15 protein-coding genes are annotated in these 16884 nt (G+C 64.6%); 6 read left to right on the forward strand and 9 right to left on the reverse strand.

The genetic code is table 11. From position 1 onward, the window contains the following. The first annotated feature begins 140 nt into the window (after positions 1-140). Both YUO_RS40610 and YUO_RS0112950 read left to right on the forward strand, forming a co-directional pair. Entirely contained in the window at positions 141-1427 is a 1287-nt protein-coding gene (locus YUO_RS40610; protein WP_051379415.1) for a T6SS phospholipase effector Tle1-like catalytic domain-containing protein, read from the forward strand. A gap of 510 nt (positions 1428-1937) precedes the next feature. Beyond that, the gene (locus tag YUO_RS0112950; RefSeq protein WP_028347643.1) at positions 1938-3065 is read left to right on the forward strand and encodes a DUF2336 domain-containing protein; all 1128 of its coding nucleotides are present in this window, start codon (positions 1938-1940) and stop codon (positions 3063-3065) included. 135 nt (positions 3066-3200) lie between these two features. Here YUO_RS0112950 and YUO_RS0112955 read toward each other — a convergent pair whose 3' ends face one another. From YUO_RS0112955 to cobS, 4 genes are all read right to left on the reverse strand, one after another. After that, positions 3201-4313, reverse strand: a complete 1113-nt coding sequence (locus tag YUO_RS0112955) for an NADH:flavin oxidoreductase/NADH oxidase (RefSeq protein WP_028347644.1) — start codon at positions 4311-4313, stop codon at positions 3201-3203. Between the two features lie 89 nt (positions 4314-4402). Further along, on the reverse strand, positions 4403-5413 hold the full coding sequence (locus YUO_RS0112960) for an esterase-like activity of phytase family protein (protein WP_235782702.1): 1011 nt from the start codon (positions 5411-5413) through the stop codon (positions 4403-4405). Positions 5414-5474: 61 nt separating this feature from the next. Further along, positions 5475-7379 carry a cobaltochelatase subunit CobT gene (gene cobT / locus YUO_RS0112965; RefSeq protein WP_028347646.1) on the reverse strand — a complete coding sequence of 635 codons (1905 nt, stop codon included), beginning with the start codon at positions 7377-7379 and terminating at the stop codon, positions 5475-5477. A gap of 61 nt (positions 7380-7440) precedes the next feature. Then, positions 7441-8439: a cobaltochelatase subunit CobS gene (cobS, locus tag YUO_RS0112970; protein ID WP_028347647.1), complete on the reverse strand. Its 999-nt coding sequence runs from the start codon at positions 8437-8439 to the stop codon at positions 7441-7443. Positions 8440-8741: 302 nt separating this feature from the next. On the opposite strand from cobS, the gene YUO_RS0112975 reads away from it, so the two are divergent. Beyond that, a complete protein-coding gene (locus tag YUO_RS0112975; protein ID WP_028347648.1) occupies positions 8742-9401 on the forward strand; it encodes a DedA family protein in 660 nt (219 codons plus the stop codon). Here the strand turns inward: YUO_RS0112975 and YUO_RS0112980 are convergent. Next, positions 9359-10576: a citrate synthase family protein gene (locus YUO_RS0112980; protein WP_028347649.1), complete on the reverse strand. Its 1218-nt coding sequence runs from the start codon at positions 10574-10576 to the stop codon at positions 9359-9361. The genes YUO_RS0112975 and YUO_RS0112980 overlap by 43 nt on opposite strands. Positions 10577-10649: 73 nt before the next feature. Between YUO_RS0112980 and YUO_RS0112985 the strand changes: the two genes are divergently transcribed. Next, complete coding sequence (locus YUO_RS0112985; RefSeq protein ID WP_028347650.1) at positions 10650-11741, forward strand: citrate synthase/methylcitrate synthase; 1092 nt, start codon at positions 10650-10652, stop codon at positions 11739-11741. A gap of 180 nt (positions 11742-11921) precedes the next feature. Here the strand turns inward: YUO_RS0112985 and YUO_RS0112990 are convergent, their stop codons facing one another. Continuing rightward, the gene (locus tag YUO_RS0112990; protein WP_028347651.1) at positions 11922-12569 is read right to left on the reverse strand and encodes a J domain-containing protein; all 648 of its coding nucleotides are present in this window, start codon (positions 12567-12569) and stop codon (positions 11922-11924) included. 109 nt (positions 12570-12678) lie between these two features. On the opposite strand from YUO_RS0112990, the gene YUO_RS0112995 reads away from it, so the two are divergent. Then, positions 12679-12954: a BolA family protein gene (locus YUO_RS0112995; protein WP_028347652.1), complete on the forward strand. Its 276-nt coding sequence runs from the start codon at positions 12679-12681 to the stop codon at positions 12952-12954. Positions 12955-13180: 226 nt separating this feature from the next. After that, on the forward strand, positions 13181-13585 hold the full coding sequence (locus tag YUO_RS0113000; protein WP_235782710.1) for a hypothetical protein: 405 nt from the start codon (positions 13181-13183) through the stop codon (positions 13583-13585). A 23-nt stretch (positions 13586-13608) separates the two neighbouring features. On the opposite strand, the gene YUO_RS0113005 is transcribed toward YUO_RS0113000, so the two are convergent. The 3 genes from YUO_RS0113005 to YUO_RS0113015 all read right to left on the reverse strand — a co-directional run bounded on the left by YUO_RS0113005 (position 13609) and on the right by YUO_RS0113015 (position 16793). Continuing rightward, positions 13609-14961, reverse strand: coding sequence for a hemolysin family protein (locus YUO_RS0113005; protein WP_028347654.1), 1353 nt, complete (start codon positions 14959-14961; stop codon positions 13609-13611). A 61-nt stretch (positions 14962-15022) separates the two neighbouring features. After that, a complete protein-coding gene (aroB, locus tag YUO_RS0113010; protein WP_028347655.1) occupies positions 15023-16165 on the reverse strand; it encodes a 3-dehydroquinate synthase in 1143 nt (380 codons plus the stop codon). Between the two features lie 10 nt (positions 16166-16175). Further along, a complete protein-coding gene (locus YUO_RS0113015) occupies positions 16176-16793 on the reverse strand; it encodes a shikimate kinase (protein WP_028347656.1) in 618 nt (205 codons plus the stop codon). Between the last annotated feature and the right edge of the window lie 91 nt (positions 16794-16884).

The raw sequence follows: 16884 nt of genomic DNA on the forward strand, positions 1-16884 counted from the left end.
AGTTGCAGCCAGCCTAGTGGTTTTCTGTCTCACGTCCAGTCCTGAGCCCGGTCGCCTTTTTCCCACAAGTGACAGGCGAAATTCCTCAATTATCAGCTATACTCGCCAAGGTAGCATCACCCCTACCCCGCGAGTCCCCCATGCGCAACATCATCATCTGCTGCGACGGCACCGGCAACGAGATTTCCGAGAACATCTCCAACGTGCTCAAGCTCTATCGCTGCCTGCGCAAGACGGAGAAGACGGAGCCGCGGCAGATGGTGTTTTACGATCCCGGCGTCGGCACGCTGGAGCGGCCGGACCCGTGGCACAAGCTGAAGCAGGATTTCAACGCCATCTTAGGCCTCGCCACCGGCTATGGGCTCGATGACAACGTGCTCGCGGCCTATGGATTCCTGGTCCAGCATTATCGCGAAGGCGACCAGATCTATCTGTTCGGCTTTTCCCGCGGCGCCTATACCGTGCGGGTGCTGGCCGGGCTGGTGCACAAGATTGGATTGATCAGGCCCGAGCAGGTCAATCTCGCTGGAAGCGGCCTGATCGCCTACAAGCAGTTCTCCTCCGACGAGGCGCCGAAGCTGCGGGCCGAGGCGAAGCTGCTCAGCGATGCCGGCGACGCGCAAGGGCCGCTGCCGCAGACGGCGTTCGACAACGCGGCCCAATTTGCGCGCATCACCTCGGCCCGCTGGCCAACGATCCGCTTCGTCGGCGTCTGGGATACGGTCGCGAGCGTGATCGTGCCGCGGGCCGATCGCTTCTATTGGCCGAGCCTGGAGGAGCTGGCGTTCACCACTGCGAATCCGACCGTGCAGACGTTCCGGCAGGCGATCTCAATCGACGAGCGGCGCCGCATGTTCCGCCTGAAAAAGTGGGACGATCCGCAAACCTTCCGGCACAACCGCTTCAACGACATCAACGCCGAGCCGCAGGATATCTTGCAGGTGTGGTTCGCCGGCGTGCATGACGATGTCGGCGGCGGCTATCCGGAAAAGGAAAGCGGGCTTTCAAAATATCCGCTGCTCTGGATGATCGACGAAGCCGTCAAATGCGGGCTCCGCGTCAACCAGGCCACCGTCAACCAGCTCGCCTGGGGAGTCCCTCGCAAGGGCAGCCCGTTCTCCTATGTCGCGCCGGATGTGCGCGGCGAAGCGCACGAGTCGCTGCGCGGCGCGTGGTGGCTACTCGAATATCTGCCGAAGCGCGCGACATACAAGGAATGGCCGGCCCGGCGGACGCGTTTCGGCTATTACATCCCCGACGCCGAGCCGCGGCTGATCCCCGACGGCGCCGTTATCCACGAGTCGGCGCTGCAGCGCATGGACGCCCTGCCGAGCTACCGGCCGGTGAGCCTGCCGAAGCACTACGAGAAATTCCCGATGCCGGTGCCGCCGGCGCATGCGAGCGCGGAGGACGTCGTGGCGGAATGACGCTCGGTCTCTCCGCGTCACTGCGAGCGAAGCGAAGCAATCCATCGCTCCGCATATGCCGATGCATGGATTGCTTCGTCGCTATCGCTCCTCGCAATGACGGGGAGAGAGTTCGCGTACATGCGCACACCGTCACCACACGGGCGGTGAGCTCCCTCCCCCCTTGCGGGGGAGGGCTGGGGAGAGGGGTTCTCTCCACGAGCACAGACGGGCCAGATTGCCGACAGTATTGCCAGTGCGTCACAACACGCACCGCCGATGCCGCCACCCCTCTCCCTAACCCTCTCCCGCAAGGGGAGAGGGAACGCACCTTTTGTGGAGCGGGCAGCGGAAATCGAACCGATAGTCCACCCATCCTGCGCGTCACGCGGCCACTGGCCTAGCACCCCCGCAACCTTGCGGCCGCAATCTCGCCGCCGCGGAACCCAAATGGTTTACGAATCGTTCAACTCTGCTGCCTAATCTCACCTATCTGCTGCCAGAACCGCCTTGAAACGCTCAGGACGAGCGATGTTGGAACGATCGATCACCGAGGAGGTCGAGGCGGCCATCCAGGCCGGCTCGGCGGAAAAACATCTGGATGCGCTGAGGCAGGTCACTGACCTGTTTCTGCTGTCCGCCGACGGCTATTCCGGCGAGCAGATCGAGCTGTTCGGCGACGTGCTGGAACGGCTGATCCGCACCATCGAGCTGCGGGTGCTGGCCGACGTCGCCGCGCGCATTGCGCTCGCCGAATTGAGCACGCAGCTCGCTTCCGCAAAGCAGGCGCCGCCTCGCGTGGTCCGACGGCTCGCGCATAACGACGAGATTTCGATCGCGCGTCCGGTGCTGACCGAATCGGCGCGGCTGACGGCCGAGGATCTGGTCGAACTGGCGCAGACTAAAGGCGAGCAGCATCTGCTGGCGATCTCCGGGCGCTGGTGGCTGACCGAGATCGTCACCGATGCGCTACTCAAGCGGCATTATCCTTCCGTCAGCCGGCGCCTTGTCACCAATCCCGGCGCGCGAATGTCGGCGAGCGGTTTTGCAATCGTGCTGAAGCAGGCTTCGAGCGATCCAGATCTGGCGGTCGAGACCGGCATCCGCGTCGACCTGCCGGCCGAACTGCGCCGGCAATTGCTGCAGAACGCAACCGAAGCCGTGCGCACGCGGCTGCTGTCGCAAGCGCCGCCGCATCTGTTCGAGGAAATCCGCAACGCGATCACAGCCGCCTCCAACGGCGCCGACCGCGAAATGTCGCGCAGGCGCGATTTCGCCATGGCGCGCCGCTTCGTCGCCGCGCTCGCCAAGCACGGCAAGCTGAACGAGCCGGCGCTCTTGGCGTTTGCGAGAGAGCGGAAATACGCCGAGACGGTCGCAGCGCTCGCCGAACTATCAGGCTCGAGCATCGAGGTGATCCGACCGGTGATGCAGAGCCTGCGCGACGACGGCGTACTGATCCCCTGCCGCGTTGCCGGCTTGAGCTGGGACACCGTCGCCGCCGTGCTCGAAAGCCGCTTCGCCTCCGGCTCGATGGGCCGGCACGAGCTCGCGAAAGCAAGAGAGCAATACGCAAAACTGACGGTCGAAAACGCCCGCCGCCTGCTCCGATTCTGGCAGGTCCGTCCCGTCGACGCGGTGCCGAAGCCGCCGCGTTGAGGAAAGGAGTCATTCCGGGGCGATGCGAAGCATCGAACTATGATGCGCAATTGCGCATCTGAGAATCTCGAGATTCCCCGGTGCGCAAGTGCGCACCTGAGGTCTGGTGCTCGCGCACCATCCCGGAATGACAAGCTACCGCGTGCCGAATGTCGTCGCGCCGAACAGCGCCTTCTGGGTCGAAGGCTGCGAGCGCCAGTATTGCGGCGGGGCGAACACCTCGCCGCCGAGTTCGGCAGCGGCATGCCAGCCCCAGCGCGGGTCGTAGAGCATGGCGCGGGCGAGCGCGACCATGTCGGCCTTTCCGGAGGCCACGATCTCCTCGGCCTGCTTGGCTTCCGTGATCAGGCCGACGGCAATCGTGGTCAGCCCGGTCGCCTCGCGGATCGCTTGAGCGAACAGCACCTGATAACCGGGGCCGAGCGGAATTTTTTGCAGCGGCGACACGCCGCCCGAGGACGCGTCGATCCAGTCGACGCCGTGCTTTTTCAGCTCCTGCGCGAACTCGATGGTCTGCGCCAGATCCCAGCCGCCCTCGACCCAGTCGGAGCAGGAGACGCGCAATCCCACCGGCTTGTCATGCGGAAACACCGCGCGCACCGCGTCGAATACTTCGAGCGGAAAGCGCATGCGATTCTGCAACGAGCCGCCATATTGATCGGTGCGCCGGTTGGCGATCGGCGACAGGAACTGGTGCAGCAGATAGCCGTGCGCCGAGTGCACCTCGATTGCGTCGATGCCGAGGCGCTCGGCGCGCTTCGTGGTCGCCACGAACGCGTCGCGCACGCGCGCAAGGCCCGCGGCATCGAAGGCAACGGGCGGCGGCTCGCTCTCCTTGTGCGGGATCGCCGACGGCCCCTCCGCCTGCCAGCCGCCTTCGGCCACCGGGATCAACTGCCCGCCCTCCCACGGCGTGTGGCTCGACGCCTTGCGACCGGCATGCGCGAGCTGCATCATCACGGCGGCCTTCGAACGCTTGCGCACCGACGCCAGGATCGGCCTCAGCGCGGCTTCGGTGGCGTCATTGTAGAGGCCGAGGCAGCCCGGCGTGATCCGGCCCGTCGGCTCCACCGCCGTCGCCTCGATACAGAAGACGCTCGCCCCCGACAGCGCCAGCGAATTGATGTGCGTGAAGTGCCAGTCATTGGCCTCGCCGTCGACAGCCGAATACTGGCACATCGGCGCCACCATGATGCGGTTGGCGAGGTTAAGGCCGCGCAGCTTGATCGGGGTAAACAAAGCGCTCATGGGGACATTATCCGGACTGGAGGACAGCGAGCCTTATGGTGTAACGAGCCGGCCCTGTCGCCTCAACCCGCGCCGGCTGCAACCCACCCCTACTCCACCAGCGCGAATTGCAGCAGCAGATTGCGCTGGATCATCGAGAAATTGTCGTCGGAGATGAGCGTCAGGACCGTTTCGCCCTCCGGCGTGACATGGGCGTCGATGCCTTCCAGATTGTCGATCTCGCTGCCGAGGTCAGCCTCGAAGATCACGGGGCCGTCGATCACCGCGCCGGGGGCGATGGAGGCAAGTGCGATGCGGCGGATGCGGATGCCGACGCCGCCGAGCCAGGAGAATTTGCGTTCGAGCAGCAGCAGCCCGCCGGACGGCAGCAGCACCGCGTCGCTGATATCGAAATTGTCGCTGCGGCGGACGCTGAACAGCCCCACCGTCCTGCCGATCAGGAAGGCTGTGATGTTGCCCTGCGCGTCGAGCCCGCGTTCGGAGAACGCGATCAGTGTTCCCGCCAGCGGCAGGCCCTTCGGCACCACGACAAGTGCCTCGATTCCCTTGTTGTAGGGCAGCTTGCGCACGCCCAGCGGCAACTGAATCAACTCGCCATGCGCGCGGGTAAATCCTTTGGAAAAGTCGAAGCGCAGGATCTGATTGACGCGCTCCAGACCGACATAGACCAGCGAGCCGTCGAGCGCGAGCGCCTCGGTGTCGTACCAGCCGCGCGAGGTGATCGGCTTGCCGTCGTGGCCAAGCACCGGCGAGGCCTCGACATCGTCAAGTCCGGTCATCTCGCGGCCCTTGTAGACAATGCGGCCGGTGAACCAGCCCCCCTTGTCGCTGATGGCAATGAAGCGCTCGCCCTTAGGATCCAGCCGCAGGCCGGACAAGCCGCCGAAGCCGCGGAACCGCGAGGTCAGGATCAGCCCGCTGCGAAATTCGAGCTCGCCGAACCGCACACGCGAGCGGTCGCGGGTGTCGAACGACTGCAGCGGCCTTGCATTGACGTCAATTGAGACCGGCGCACTGACCGAGAACTCGTCGGGAACGGTCTGCCTCAGTGGCCGCTGAACGGCGATCTGCGCCAATGCCGCGCCGGGCACGGCAGCCATGGAAAGGCCCGCCGCTGCATATTTCAAAAGGCGGCGGCGGCCTATGAGCGGGGGCATGCGCTCACGAGTGCAGGCGGCGCGGCCGGCGGTGACCGTTGGCAGGCGCGACGCCGTGGGTCTCGCTGAACAGCTCGGCGAGCTTTTCGGTGATGGCGCCGCCGAGCTCCTCGGCATCGACGATGGTGACAGCGCGGCGATAGTAACGCGTGACGTCGTGACCGATGCCGATCGCGATCAGTTCGACCGGCGAACGGGTCTCGATCTCCTCGATGATGTGGCGCAGATGCCGCTCGAGGTAATTGCCGGGATTGACCGACAGCGTGGAATCGTCGACCGGCGCACCGTCCGAAATCATCATCAGGATCTTGCGCTGCTCGGCCCGGCCGAGCAGCCGCTTGTGCGCCCAATCCAGCGCCTCGCCGTCGATGTTTTCCTTCAGCAGGCCCTCACGCATCATCAGGCCCAGATTCTTGCGCGAACGGCGCCAGGGCGCGTCGGCGGACTTGTAGATGATGTGGCGGAGATCGTTGAGCCGGCCGGGATTGGCCGGCTTGCCGGCCGCGAGCCAGGCCTCGCGGGACTGGCCGCCCTTCCAGGCGCGGGTGGTAAAGCCCAAAATCTCCACCTTGACGCCGCAACGCTCCAGCGTGCGCGCGAGAATGTCGGCGCAAGTTGCCGCCACCGTAATCGGCCGGCCGCGCATCGAACCGGAATTATCGAGGAGCAGCGTCACCACGGTATCGCGGAAGGTCGCTTCCTTCTCGTGCATGAAGGACAGCGGGTGATAGGGATCGGTGACCACGCGCGACAACCTTGCAGGGTCGAGAATGCCTTCCTCGAGATCGAACTCCCAGGCGCGGTTTTGCTGCGCCATCAGGCGGCGCTGCAGCCGGTTGGCGAGCCGCGCCACGATGCCCTGCAGATGCGCGAGCTGCTTGTCGAGGTAGGAACGCAGCCGTTCCAGCTCGTCGTGGTCGCAGAGATCTTCGGCAGCGATGACCTCGTCGAATTTCGGTGCAAAGGCGTGATATTCCGGGCCGCGCGGCTCGTTGGCGCCACGCATATTCGGCCGCGTCGCTTCGCCCGGCGTCTCGTCGTCGCCGAGTTCGCCGTCGTCGAACGTATCTGACGTGGAAGCCTGCGCGCTCTCCATCGCGCTTTCCGACATTTCGTCGGTGGAAGCCTGCGCCTGGTCGGCGCTCATTTCCTGCGCGGCATCGGAATCGGGCGAGCCCTCGGAGCCGGACTGATCGCTCTCGCCGTCCTGATTCTCGTCGTCGTTTTCGTCGTCATCGGCGTCCGCATCGCGGTCGTCGCCGAGGTCGAGCGCCGACAAGAGGTCGTGCACGAGATCGCCAAACTTGGCCTGGTCCTCGGTGACGCGGCTGAGCTTGTCGAGTCGGGTGCCGATTTTATCTTCCAGCGCCGGACGCCAGAGATCGACCATTTTTTTCGCAGCCGCCGGCGGCGCAAGGCCCGTCAGCCGTTCGCGCACCAGCATCGCCAGCGCATCCGACAGCGGCGCATCGGCGCGGTCGGTGATCTCGTCGTATTTGCCGCGATGAAAGTGATCGTCGAGCATCGCGGTAAGGTTCTTCGCCACACCCGCCATCCGCCGCGAACCGATGGCCTCGACACGGGCCTGCTCCACCGCCTCGAACACGCCGCGCGCCTGCGGATTTCCCGGCATCAGCTTGCGATGCACCTTGGGATCATGACAGGCGAGCTTCAACGCGACCGAATCGGCGTGCCCGCGCACGATCGCAGCATCCCGCTTGGTCATCTTGCGCGCCGGCTCGGGCAACCGCGCCTTGCCCGGTGCAAGACCGGGACGCTCGGCTGCGAATGTCACTTCAAGTTCCGGCGCCTTCGCGATCGCGCGCAAGCACGAGGTCACCGCGCGCTTGAACGGCTCGGTCGGCGCTTCCTTGGATCCGGTGCGGAATTTGGAGTTCGTCGTCGTCATTACGTTTCTATCACCCGTCGTCCCTGCGTCGTATGGGTTCCCGCTTTCGCGGGAACGACAGTTACGAAAGCGCCACGTTCACCGAACTCTCGGGCAGCTCCTGGTTGAAGCAGCGCTGATAGAATTCCGCCACCAGCGGCCGCTCAAGTTCGTCACACTTGTTGAGGAAGGTGACGCGGAACGCGAAGCCGATATCGCCGAAGATGTCGGAGTTCTCGGCCCAGGTGATCACGGTGCGCGGGCTCATTACCGTAGACAAATCGCCATTGGCGAATGCGTTACGGGTGAGGTCGGCCAGCCGCACCATCTTGTTGACGACATCCCGACCTTCCTGGGTGCGGTAGTGATGCGCCTTGGCCAGCACGATCTCGACTTCCTCGTCATGCGCCAGATAGTTCAGCGTGGAGACGATCGACCAGCGGTCCATCTGGCCCTGGTTGATCTGCTGGGTGCCGTGATAGAGGCCCGAGGTGTCGCCGAGGCCGACCGTGTTGGCGGTCGAAAACAGCCGGAACGCCGGGTGCGGCTTGATCACCTTGTTCTGGTCCAACAGCGTCAGGCGGCCGGAGACTTCCAGCACGCGCTGGATCACGAACATCACATCGGGGCGGCCGGCGTCGTATTCGTCGAACACCAGCGCGATGTTGTGCTGCAGCGCCCAGGGCAGAATGCCGTCGCGGAATTCGGTGACCTGCTTGCCGTCCTTGATGACGATCGAATCCTTGCCAACCAGATCGATACGGCTGATGTGGCTGTCCAGGTTGACGCGCACGCACGGCCAGTTCAGCCTTGCGGCGACCTGCTCGATATGGGTCGATTTGCCGGTGCCGTGGTAGCCGGTGACCATGACGCGGCGGTTCTTGGCGAAACCGGCGAGAATCGCGAGCGTAGTGGCGCGGTCGAAGCGGTAGTCCGAATCGACTTCCGGCACATGCGGGTCGACTTCGGCATAGGCCGGCACTTCGAGGTCGCTGTCGATACCGAAAACCTGCCGGACCGACACCTTCATGTCGGGCAGTCCGACGGGCTCCGAAACTTTGCTCATGGCGGCGGTCGTCATCAATCCTCCGAGGTCCCGGGCGTTCCCGAAACCAGATCTGTTGAATGGCTGCGGATGGGGGCTAACGCGAACCTAGCAGAGAGCAGGGGCCGGCAGAAGCCCGCGGCGCAATCAAAGTTCCATTGCCTTATCATTGAGATAAGCCATCTCTCAGGTTTTTGGAGGGCTGCTCTGCGAATCACGCCGCACTTTTGCCGCCTTGACCACTTCGCCGAGGCCATGCCGAAGGTCTGCCGGTACTTTCGGCCCCTGCCCGGGCCTGGTAGCTCTGGGCGCAGGCGGCCACCCGCAGGACGGCAATTGTGACTTCATTCCTCGATCCCGTGATTGCAGTCGTATCGGCCCATCCGTGGCTGGCCTACCTGACGCTATTTCTGGCGGCCCTTTTGGAAGCGATCCCGCTCGCAGGCGCGCTGGTGCCGGGCTCGACCATCATCCTTGCGCTGAGTGCGCTGGTGCCCGGCGGCGAACTGAAGCTGTGGGGCGTGCTGGCGGCCGCGATTGCCGGGGCGTTGCTGGGTGACGGTACGGCGTTCTGGGCCGGCCATCGCTCGCAACGCGAAATTCTCAACGCCTGGCCGATGTCGAAATATCCAGGCGTGATGACGCAGAGCGAGACGTTCTTCCACCGCTGGGGAACGCTGGCGGTGTTGTTCGCGCGCTTTGTGCCGGCGATCCGCGCCTTCGTACCGGTCACCGCGGGCGCGCTCGGAATGCCTCCGATGCTTTTCTTCGGTGTCAATATCCCGGCGGTACTCGCCTGGGCGTTGGCGCATGTGTTGCCAGGTGTGCTCGCGGTCTCGGCGTTGCATGAATATGCCGGTCTGCCGCATCACCAACACATCGGCAAGCATCTGTGGATTCTGGCCGTGTTCGCGACGGCGATTATCACGTTCGGCATCTGGGCACTGCGCCGCCGTCAGGCGCGGACGGGGCTCCGTCCCGGTGCGGGGCCGACATAGCGCGCGCGGGGCCGGATCAGCCGGCCATGGCGCAATTGCTCGCAGGCATGCGCGATCCATCCGACCGTTCGCGCCATGGAAAACAACACCAGTTCATGGCCCGGCGGCAGGCCGAGCGTGTGCACCAGCACCGCAAGGGCATAGTCGATATTGACGAACTCGCCGGTCGCTTCGGCGATCCGCTCCGGGATTTCGTGGGTAAACTTACGGTCTGCGCCCGAGCGTGCCAACGCCTCCAAGAGCGCCCACGCGCGGGGGTCGCCATGCTTATAGACGCCATGACCAAAGCCCGCGAAACGCTCGCCGAGCGCGACGCGCTCGCGGATGACGGGGGCGACCTCGCCGTTGGCGAGCGTCTTCAGAAGCTGCGCCGCCAGCACGCCGGCGCCACCGTGCTTCGGGCCTTTCAGCGCGACGAGACCGGCGATCATGGCATCGTAGAGATTTAGCCCGGTCGAGGCCGCGCAGCGCACGGTAAAGGTCGAGGCATTCAGCTCATGATCGGCCAGCAGCACCAGCGCGCGGCGGATCAGATCGGCCGCGTGCTTGTGCTCCGGCGCCCAGACGCGCGCGATCTGCAAGTGAAGCGGCTTTGCCGAGGATTTGGCGTTCAGCATGGTCGCGACCACGAGGCGCATGATGCGGCCACCCAGCATCGCGCGCTCTTCGTCGGCGCGGGTGAAGGCCCTCGGATCAGCTCTGGCGGCGAGCGCCAGCACGGCGATGGCGCGATCGATCGCGTTTGCCCCTCGTGCGGCCTCGGCCACTGCGCGCATTTCGTCCGACACAACGGGACAATTGTTCTGATCAAAGGGATCGACGCCGGTCACGTCCCACAACAGCGTCGCGGCGTGTTCGAGCGTGTCGCGCTCGGCGAGATCGATGCAGTTGACGCCGCGATAGATCGCGCCGTCCTCGGTGATGGTTCCGACGGCCGAATCCAGCACCGGCAGATCGGCGTCGAAGCTGCGCAGGCCGCGCGGCTCCGGCGATGGCGCGCGCCGCTCTTTCAGCGTGCGGACGTCCTCGGCCCGGTAGCGGTGGCTGCGGGAATCCTCCGACGGTTCCGAGCGGATCAGGCCACGGCTGACATAGGCGTAGAGGGTTGCCTGGGAGATCGCGAGCTCGGCGGAGGCCTCGCGGGCCGAGAGGTAAAGGCCGGGGGATTTTTTCATATTGATTTACATAATCAAGATTGATCAAGTTGTCGAGGGGCCCGACCTTTGCAGCAGGCAAAGGAGAGCTCTCATGAACATGCAGATTTCCAAGACCCCGATCGGTCTCGACGGCATTCCGGCCGCCGAAACCGTCCTCAGCCATGTCGACGGCGAGCGCGGCGAACTGATCATCGCCGGCGAGCGGATCGGCGACCTCGCGGGCAGGTCGAGTTTTGAAGGCGTGACCGCGCGGCTGTGGAACGCCGCAATGGGAACCTCGCTCAACGAAGCCAATGTGCGCTCACGGCTCGGCGCGGCGCGGGAACGCGCATTCGCACGGCTACCCGAATTGCTGCCGGCAACGCGTGGCATGTCGATTGTCGACGGCTTTCGTGCAGCCGTTGCCGGCCTGCGCGGCGAGAACGGACTTGAGCACGAGGCGACCATCGTCGGCGCGTTGCCTGTGATTGCCGGCGCGCTGCTGCAGCGGGCCAAAGGCGAGGACCCGATCGCGCCCGACCCGACCGTTGGCCATGCCGCCGACACGCTGTCGATGCTGCGCGGCCGCAAAGCCGCACCGCGCGAGATCACCGCGCTGGACACCTACTTCGTCACGGTGTGCGACCACGGCATGAACGCGTCGACCTTCACGACGCGCGTCGTAGCCTCGACGCAAGCGGATTTGTTCGCGGCCGTCACGGCCGGCTATTGCGCGCTGACAGGGCCGCTGCATGGCGGCGCGCCTGAGCCGGTGCTGGAGATGCTGGATGCGATCGGCTCGACCGAGCGCATCAAGCCGTGGGTCGACAGCGCACTGGCCCGCGGCGAGCGGCTGATGGGATTCGGCCACCGCATCTATCGCGTCCGCGACCCACGCGCAGATGTGCTCAAGCGCGCGATCGAGCGGCTCGCAGGAGGCGGCGCCGATCTGCCGTTCGCGGGCGAGGTCGAGGCCTACATCCGCGACGCATTGCGCCGGAAAAATCCGGAGCGCCCGCTCGATACCAATGTGGAGTTCTTCACCGCAATCCTGCTCGACGCGCTGAAAATTCCGCGGCAGGCGTTTACGCCGATCTTTGCGGTGGCGCGCGCCGCAGGCTGGACCGCGCATGCCCGCGAGCAGCAGCGTGGCGGCCGGCTGATCCGGCCGAGTTCGGCGTATGTCGGACCAATGCCGGGTTGAGCGGGCAAAACCGTCTGCACGGCAACTGCAGCGCCATCATCTCCGCTGTCGTCCCTGCGAATGCAGGGACCCATACGCCGCGGCCCATGGAAAGGGCATACGGGTAGACAGCTTTCTCTATCGATTAGTGCCGGTGGTTATGGGTCCCTGCTTTCGCGGGGGACGACGATGAATAGTGCGCTACGCGCGCACCACCGTCTTCAGATAATTATACGCCTTGATGATCTCGATCAGGCGGTCCTCGGTGGAGCGGTCGCCGCCATTGGCGTCGGGATGGTGCTGCTTGACCAGCGCCTTGTACTTGGCCTTGACGTCATCGAGCGTTGCTTCGGCGGAAAGCCCCATCACCTGCAGCGCCTTGCGCTCGGCGTTCATCACCTTGCGCGTTTCGGTCTTGGCCTGCGCGCCCGGCCCCGGCCGCCAGCGGCCGCGACCGTTGAGCTCGGAGAACATGCTGAATGGATCCGCGGCGCCGTCAAAGTCCTCGGCGCTGGGCTGCTTGCCTTTCTTGCCGGCGGTATTGGCGCCCATCTTCCAGGTCGGGCGATGGCCGGTCAGCGCATCCTTCTGGTAGCGCGCGACGGCATCGGCGTTCATGCCCTGGAAGAAATTGTAGGACTGGTTGTATTCGCGCACGTGGTTGAGACAGAAGTGCCAGTACTCGCGGGAATTCTCCCGGCCCTTGGGCGCGCGGTGCGGGCCCTTGTTCTGGCAGCCCGCCCACTCGCACATGGCGGCTTCCTCGCGCGCCTGCGCCTGCTGCTTCGCACTCAGCTTGTTGGGCTTGATGCGAATGGAATCGAAGAACTTGGATGAATCAATCGGCATGGCTGACTATGACTACGCAATGCGAAAGGCTTCAAGTCTTGACATTGCGAATACCTCTATTCGGATGCGCCATTGACGGGAAGCCGACACAGAATTATCTGCCGCCATCATGAGCACCAGGGACATTATCATAAACAAGTTGCGTGAAGCTTTCTTGCCGGAAAGCCTCGACGTCGCGGACGAATCTCATCTGCATGAGGGCCATGCGGGCCACCGGCCAGGCGGTGAGACGCATTTCAGGGTCTATATCGTATCTGAAGCCTTCGAAGGGAAGAGCCGGGTTGAACGCCACCGCATGGTAAATGCGACACTTGCGGCGGAACTTGGGGGCTCCGTCCATTCACTCGCCATCAGGGCGCAGGCGCCCCGGGAGGGTCAGGGCTGACGAGCCCGATCAGCCCGATCCTGAAGTGCGCCGACAGACAGGCCGAAGACCTGTGGCTTTTGCTCAAGATCGCGCAGACGGCACAACCGTTTTGATTTATCTGTTGACTGCTGGGCGATGGACGCAGTTCCATCCGAACCGGGGCCGGAGCGGCCCCAATGCCATCGCCGCTCGATAGGGTCGTCCGATGCAGCATTGGGTACGCTTCAGATGGGCCGTGGCCGTGATGGCCCTGGTTGCAGTCTCGTCAACCAAGGCACAAGCGCTGGACATGCCGAGCCCGTTTGTCCAGGAGGTGCTCATCAAGAGCATTCTCGTGACTCTCAACGACGCGGTGGCATCGGACAATTTCACGGTCCTGCACGCCAAGATTTCAAAGCCGTTCCGCGATCAGTTTCCGCCCGACAAGCTGCGGGCTGTCTTCAAGGACCTGGTCGAGAAGCACGCCGTGTTCGATGCGATCGTCGCCAGCCCGGTCATTCCGGAGGAGGACGCAAAGATCGATGACAAGGGCGTGTTGCGCTTGAAGGGCCGCTTCGACACCGCGCCGAAAAAGGTGAAGTACCAGCTCGGTTTCATTCCCTCCGACGGCCAATGGAAACTCTCTGGCGTCACGATCGATATTGAATAGTCCCGTCATGCGCGGAGCGGCGCTTAGAACGCCGTCCCTGCCCGCTTCGGCTTCGGATACTCCGCGTCGGTTTCGCGCGGCAGCGGCGTGATCTTTAGTGCGGTGATACGGTTGCGCTCGCGGCGCAGCACGCGGAAACGGCAGCCGTGGAAGGTAAAATTCTGGCCGCGTTCGGGGATCGAGCGCGCCTCGTGAATCACGAGGCCGGCGACTGTCGTCGCCTCCTCGTCGGGCAGATGCCAGTTCATGGCGCGGTTGAGGTCACGGATCGGCACGGAGCCATCCACCACCACAGAGCCGTCGGCCTGGACGCGGACGCCGGCGACCACGACGTCGTGCTCGTCGGAAATATCGCCGACGATCTCTTCCAGAACGTCTTCCAGCGTCACCATGCCTTCGACCTCGCCATATTCGTCGACGACGAGCGCGAAGTGGGTTTTGCGGCGGCGGAACGCCTTCAACTGTTCGGACAGGGGCCGCATCTCCGGCACGAACCAGGGCGGCAGCATGATGGCCGAAACGTCGATGCGAGAGGTGTCGCCTTCGGACGCACGGATCGCGCGCAGCAGGTCCTTGGCGTGCAGCACGCCGATGATGTTCTCCGTCTTGTCGCGCCACAGGGGAATGCGCGTGTACTCGGTGGCCAGCACCTCGCGCACCAGTTCGTCCGGCGGCAGGTCGGCATTGATCATCACCATCGCGGTGCGGTGCACCATGACATCAGATACCGCGAGATCGCCGAAGCGGAAGACATTGTGGATGTACTCGGCCTCGCCGCTTTCGATGCCGCCGTGCACGGCGGATTCCTCCACCAGCCCCTCGATTTCGGAATCGGTGAGGATTTCGTGCTGGGAGGATTCCTTGACGCCGAACATGCGCAGGATGCCGCGGGAGGCGGCGTTGAGCAGCCAGTTGAGCGGCCAGAAAACCAGGTAGGACAGATAGAGCGGATAGGCAATCCATTGCGAGACCGGCGTCGGCTGGCGGATCGCAAATGTCTTCGGCACCTGCTCGCCGATCACGATGTGCAGCGAGGAGAACACCAAAAAGCCCGCCAGGAACGAGACGAAGTGCAGCGTGCGTTCCGACATTCCGAGCGGAACGAGCAGCGGTTCGAGCAGCGCCGAAACGGTGGGCTCGCCGACCCAGCCGAGACCGAGGGAGGCCATGGTGATGCCGAGCTGGCAGCAGGCGAGATAGGCCTCGATATTGCCCATCATGCCATGCAGCAAGTGCGCACCGAAACGGTCCTGCTCGACCATCGCCTTGATGCGGAAGCCGCGGCTCTTGACCAGCGCAAACTCGGCGGCCACGTAAAACGCGTTGGCGGCGAGCAGCAAGATCGCGAGCAGCAGATTGAGCGCGGTCGAACTCATATATTCCTCGTGACGACCCCGGCCCCGCGCGACGCTTGCGTCAAGCCGCCCGATAATCCCGTCATCCCGACAACTTCTGTTGCAGGAAATCGCGAACCAGCGCCGGCTCGACGTCGTTTGCAACCACCGCGCGGCCGATCGCCTGCAGCAGGATGAAGGTCAGCTTGCCGCGCTTGACCTTCTTGTCCTGCGCCATCAGCGCCATCAGGGCGTCGGCATCGGCCAGCCCTTCCTGGGCAAAGCCTGCGATGTCCTGCAAATGGGTCGGCAGGCCAACGGAAGCAAGATGGCGCTCGACCCGGGTGGCGTCGGCCTCGGAGGTCATGCCGAGTTTCGCTGAAAACTCCGCCGCCAGCACCATGCCGACCGAGACGCCCTCGCCGTGGAACAGGCGGTCGGAAAAGCCGGTCGCGGCCTCCAGCGCATGGCCGAAGGTGTGGCCGAGGTTGAGCAGCGCGCGCTCGCCATTTTCTCGCTCGTCGCGGGAGACGATCGCGGCCTTGGCGCGGCAGGAGGTTGCAATCGCATGCTCGCGCGCCGCGCCGCCGGAGAAGATGTCGGCATGGTTGGCTTCGAGCCAGGTGAAAAAGGCTTCATCGCCGAGCACGCCATATTTGGCGATCTCGGCATAGCCGGCGCGGAACTGGCGCGGCGACAGCGTGTCGAGCACCGACGTATCGGCGATGACCAGCACCGGCTGATGAAATGCGCCAAGCAAATTCTTGCCTTGCGGCGAATTGATGCCGGTCTTGCCGCCGACCGAGGAATCCACCTGGGCCAAAAGCGAGGTCGGCACCTGCACGAAATCGACGCCGCGGCGCAGGATCGCCGCCGCGAAACCGGCGAGATCGCCGACCACGCCGCCGCCGAGCGCGATCACCAGATCGTTGCGCTCGATCTTCGCCGCGATCAGCGCTTCAGAGACCTTTTCGAGACCGGCATAGGTCTTTGATACCTCGCCTTCCTCGACGATCACGCGAGACGTCGGGATGCCGGCGCCGCTAAGCGAACGCTCGGTTTGTTCCAGCCAGTGCTTTGCGACGGTGCGGTCGGTGACGATGGCGGTTCGCACGCCGGGGCGCAGCGCAGCGACGCGCGCGCCGAGCGTATCCAGCACGCCGCGGCCGATCACGATGTCATAGGCGCGGTCGCCGAGGGCGACGTCGACCGTGATATCGGCGGAATGTTTCAGCGGCGCAGTCATGGCGTGACGTTCATCCCTCGGTTGTTGGCTGGGCGGCCGGGGCGCCGGCACACAGCCGGGCGCGCAGGGCCTCGATGCATTCGTCGACGATTCGGTCGTGCGGCACGTCGCGAGACAGAATGGTCACGTCAGCGCTCCGGTAGACCGGCTCGCGCGCTTCGAGCAGACGGCTGACGGTGGCAGTCGGATCCTCGGTCTGCAACAGCGGCCGGTCGGCGCGACGCCTCACGCGCTTCATGATGACGTCGACGTCCGCCTTGAGCCAGATCGAGACCGCCTTGTCGCGGATGCGGTTGCGGGTCTCCTCGCGCATGAAGGCGCCGCCGCCGGTGGCGATCACGGCCGGCCCGCTATCGAGCAGCCGCGCAATCACCCGCGCCTCGCCGTCCCGGAAATGCGGCTCGCCGTGGGTTTCGAAAATATCCGGAATCGACATCCCGGCGGCCGCCTCGATCTCGATATCGGCGTCGAGAAATGGCAGCCGCAGCCGCGCCGCCAAGCGGCGGCCGATGGTCGATTTGCCTGCCCCCATCATGCCAACCAGCACAACCGAACGCCGTGCCAGGGCCGACGTAATGTCGGCCTCCTGGGGGGCGCTCGCCTGGGCCGGTGCGACGGTCTCGGACATCAAAAAACTCTGTGGTTTTGCGGATTTCCACCGCTTCGCGACACCTATACTACCCCCTTTGACGCCGTTGCCAGAGACTCTTGCCACGGGG

The organism is Bradyrhizobium murdochi (genome assembly GCF_000472965.1).
Classification (GTDB): Bacteria; Pseudomonadota; Alphaproteobacteria; order Rhizobiales; family Xanthobacteraceae; genus Bradyrhizobium; species Bradyrhizobium murdochi.

Bases quoted from the DNA above. Each gene is read 5' to 3' on its own strand.
- YUO_RS0112950 (WP_028347643.1), top strand. From the start codon at position 1,938: ATGTTGGAACGATCGATCACCGAGGAGGTCGAGGCGGCCATCCAGGCC.
- cobS (WP_028347647.1), bottom strand. From the start codon at position 8,439: ATGACGACCGCCGCCATGAGCAAAGTTTCGGAGCCCGTCGGACTGCCC.
- YUO_RS0112955 (WP_028347644.1), bottom strand. From the start codon at position 4,313: ATGAGCGCTTTGTTTACCCCGATCAAGCTGCGCGGCCTTAACCTCGCC.
- YUO_RS0112980 (WP_028347649.1), bottom strand. From the start codon at position 10,576: ATGAAAAAATCCCCCGGCCTTTACCTCTCGGCCCGCGAGGCCTCCGCC.
- YUO_RS0112995 (WP_028347652.1), top strand. From the start codon at position 12,679: ATGAGCACCAGGGACATTATCATAAACAAGTTGCGTGAAGCTTTCTTG.
- aroB (WP_028347655.1), bottom strand. From the start codon at position 16,165: ATGACTGCGCCGCTGAAACATTCCGCCGATATCACGGTCGACGTCGCC.
- YUO_RS0113015 (WP_028347656.1), bottom strand. From the start codon at position 16,793: ATGTCCGAGACCGTCGCACCGGCCCAGGCGAGCGCCCCCCAGGAGGCC.
- YUO_RS0112960 (WP_235782702.1), bottom strand. From the start codon at position 5,413: ATGGCTGCCGTGCCCGGCGCGGCATTGGCGCAGATCGCCGTTCAGCGG.
- YUO_RS0113005 (WP_028347654.1), bottom strand. From the start codon at position 14,961: ATGAGTTCGACCGCGCTCAATCTGCTGCTCGCGATCTTGCTGCTCGCC.
- YUO_RS0113000 (WP_235782710.1), top strand. From the start codon at position 13,181: ATGGCCCTGGTTGCAGTCTCGTCAACCAAGGCACAAGCGCTGGACATG.
- YUO_RS40610 (WP_051379415.1), top strand. From the start codon at position 141: ATGCGCAACATCATCATCTGCTGCGACGGCACCGGCAACGAGATTTCC.
- cobT (WP_028347646.1), bottom strand. From the start codon at position 7,379: ATGACGACGACGAACTCCAAATTCCGCACCGGATCCAAGGAAGCGCCG.
- YUO_RS0112985 (WP_028347650.1), top strand. From the start codon at position 10,650: ATGAACATGCAGATTTCCAAGACCCCGATCGGTCTCGACGGCATTCCG.
- YUO_RS0112990 (WP_028347651.1), bottom strand. From the start codon at position 12,569: ATGCCGATTGATTCATCCAAGTTCTTCGATTCCATTCGCATCAAGCCC.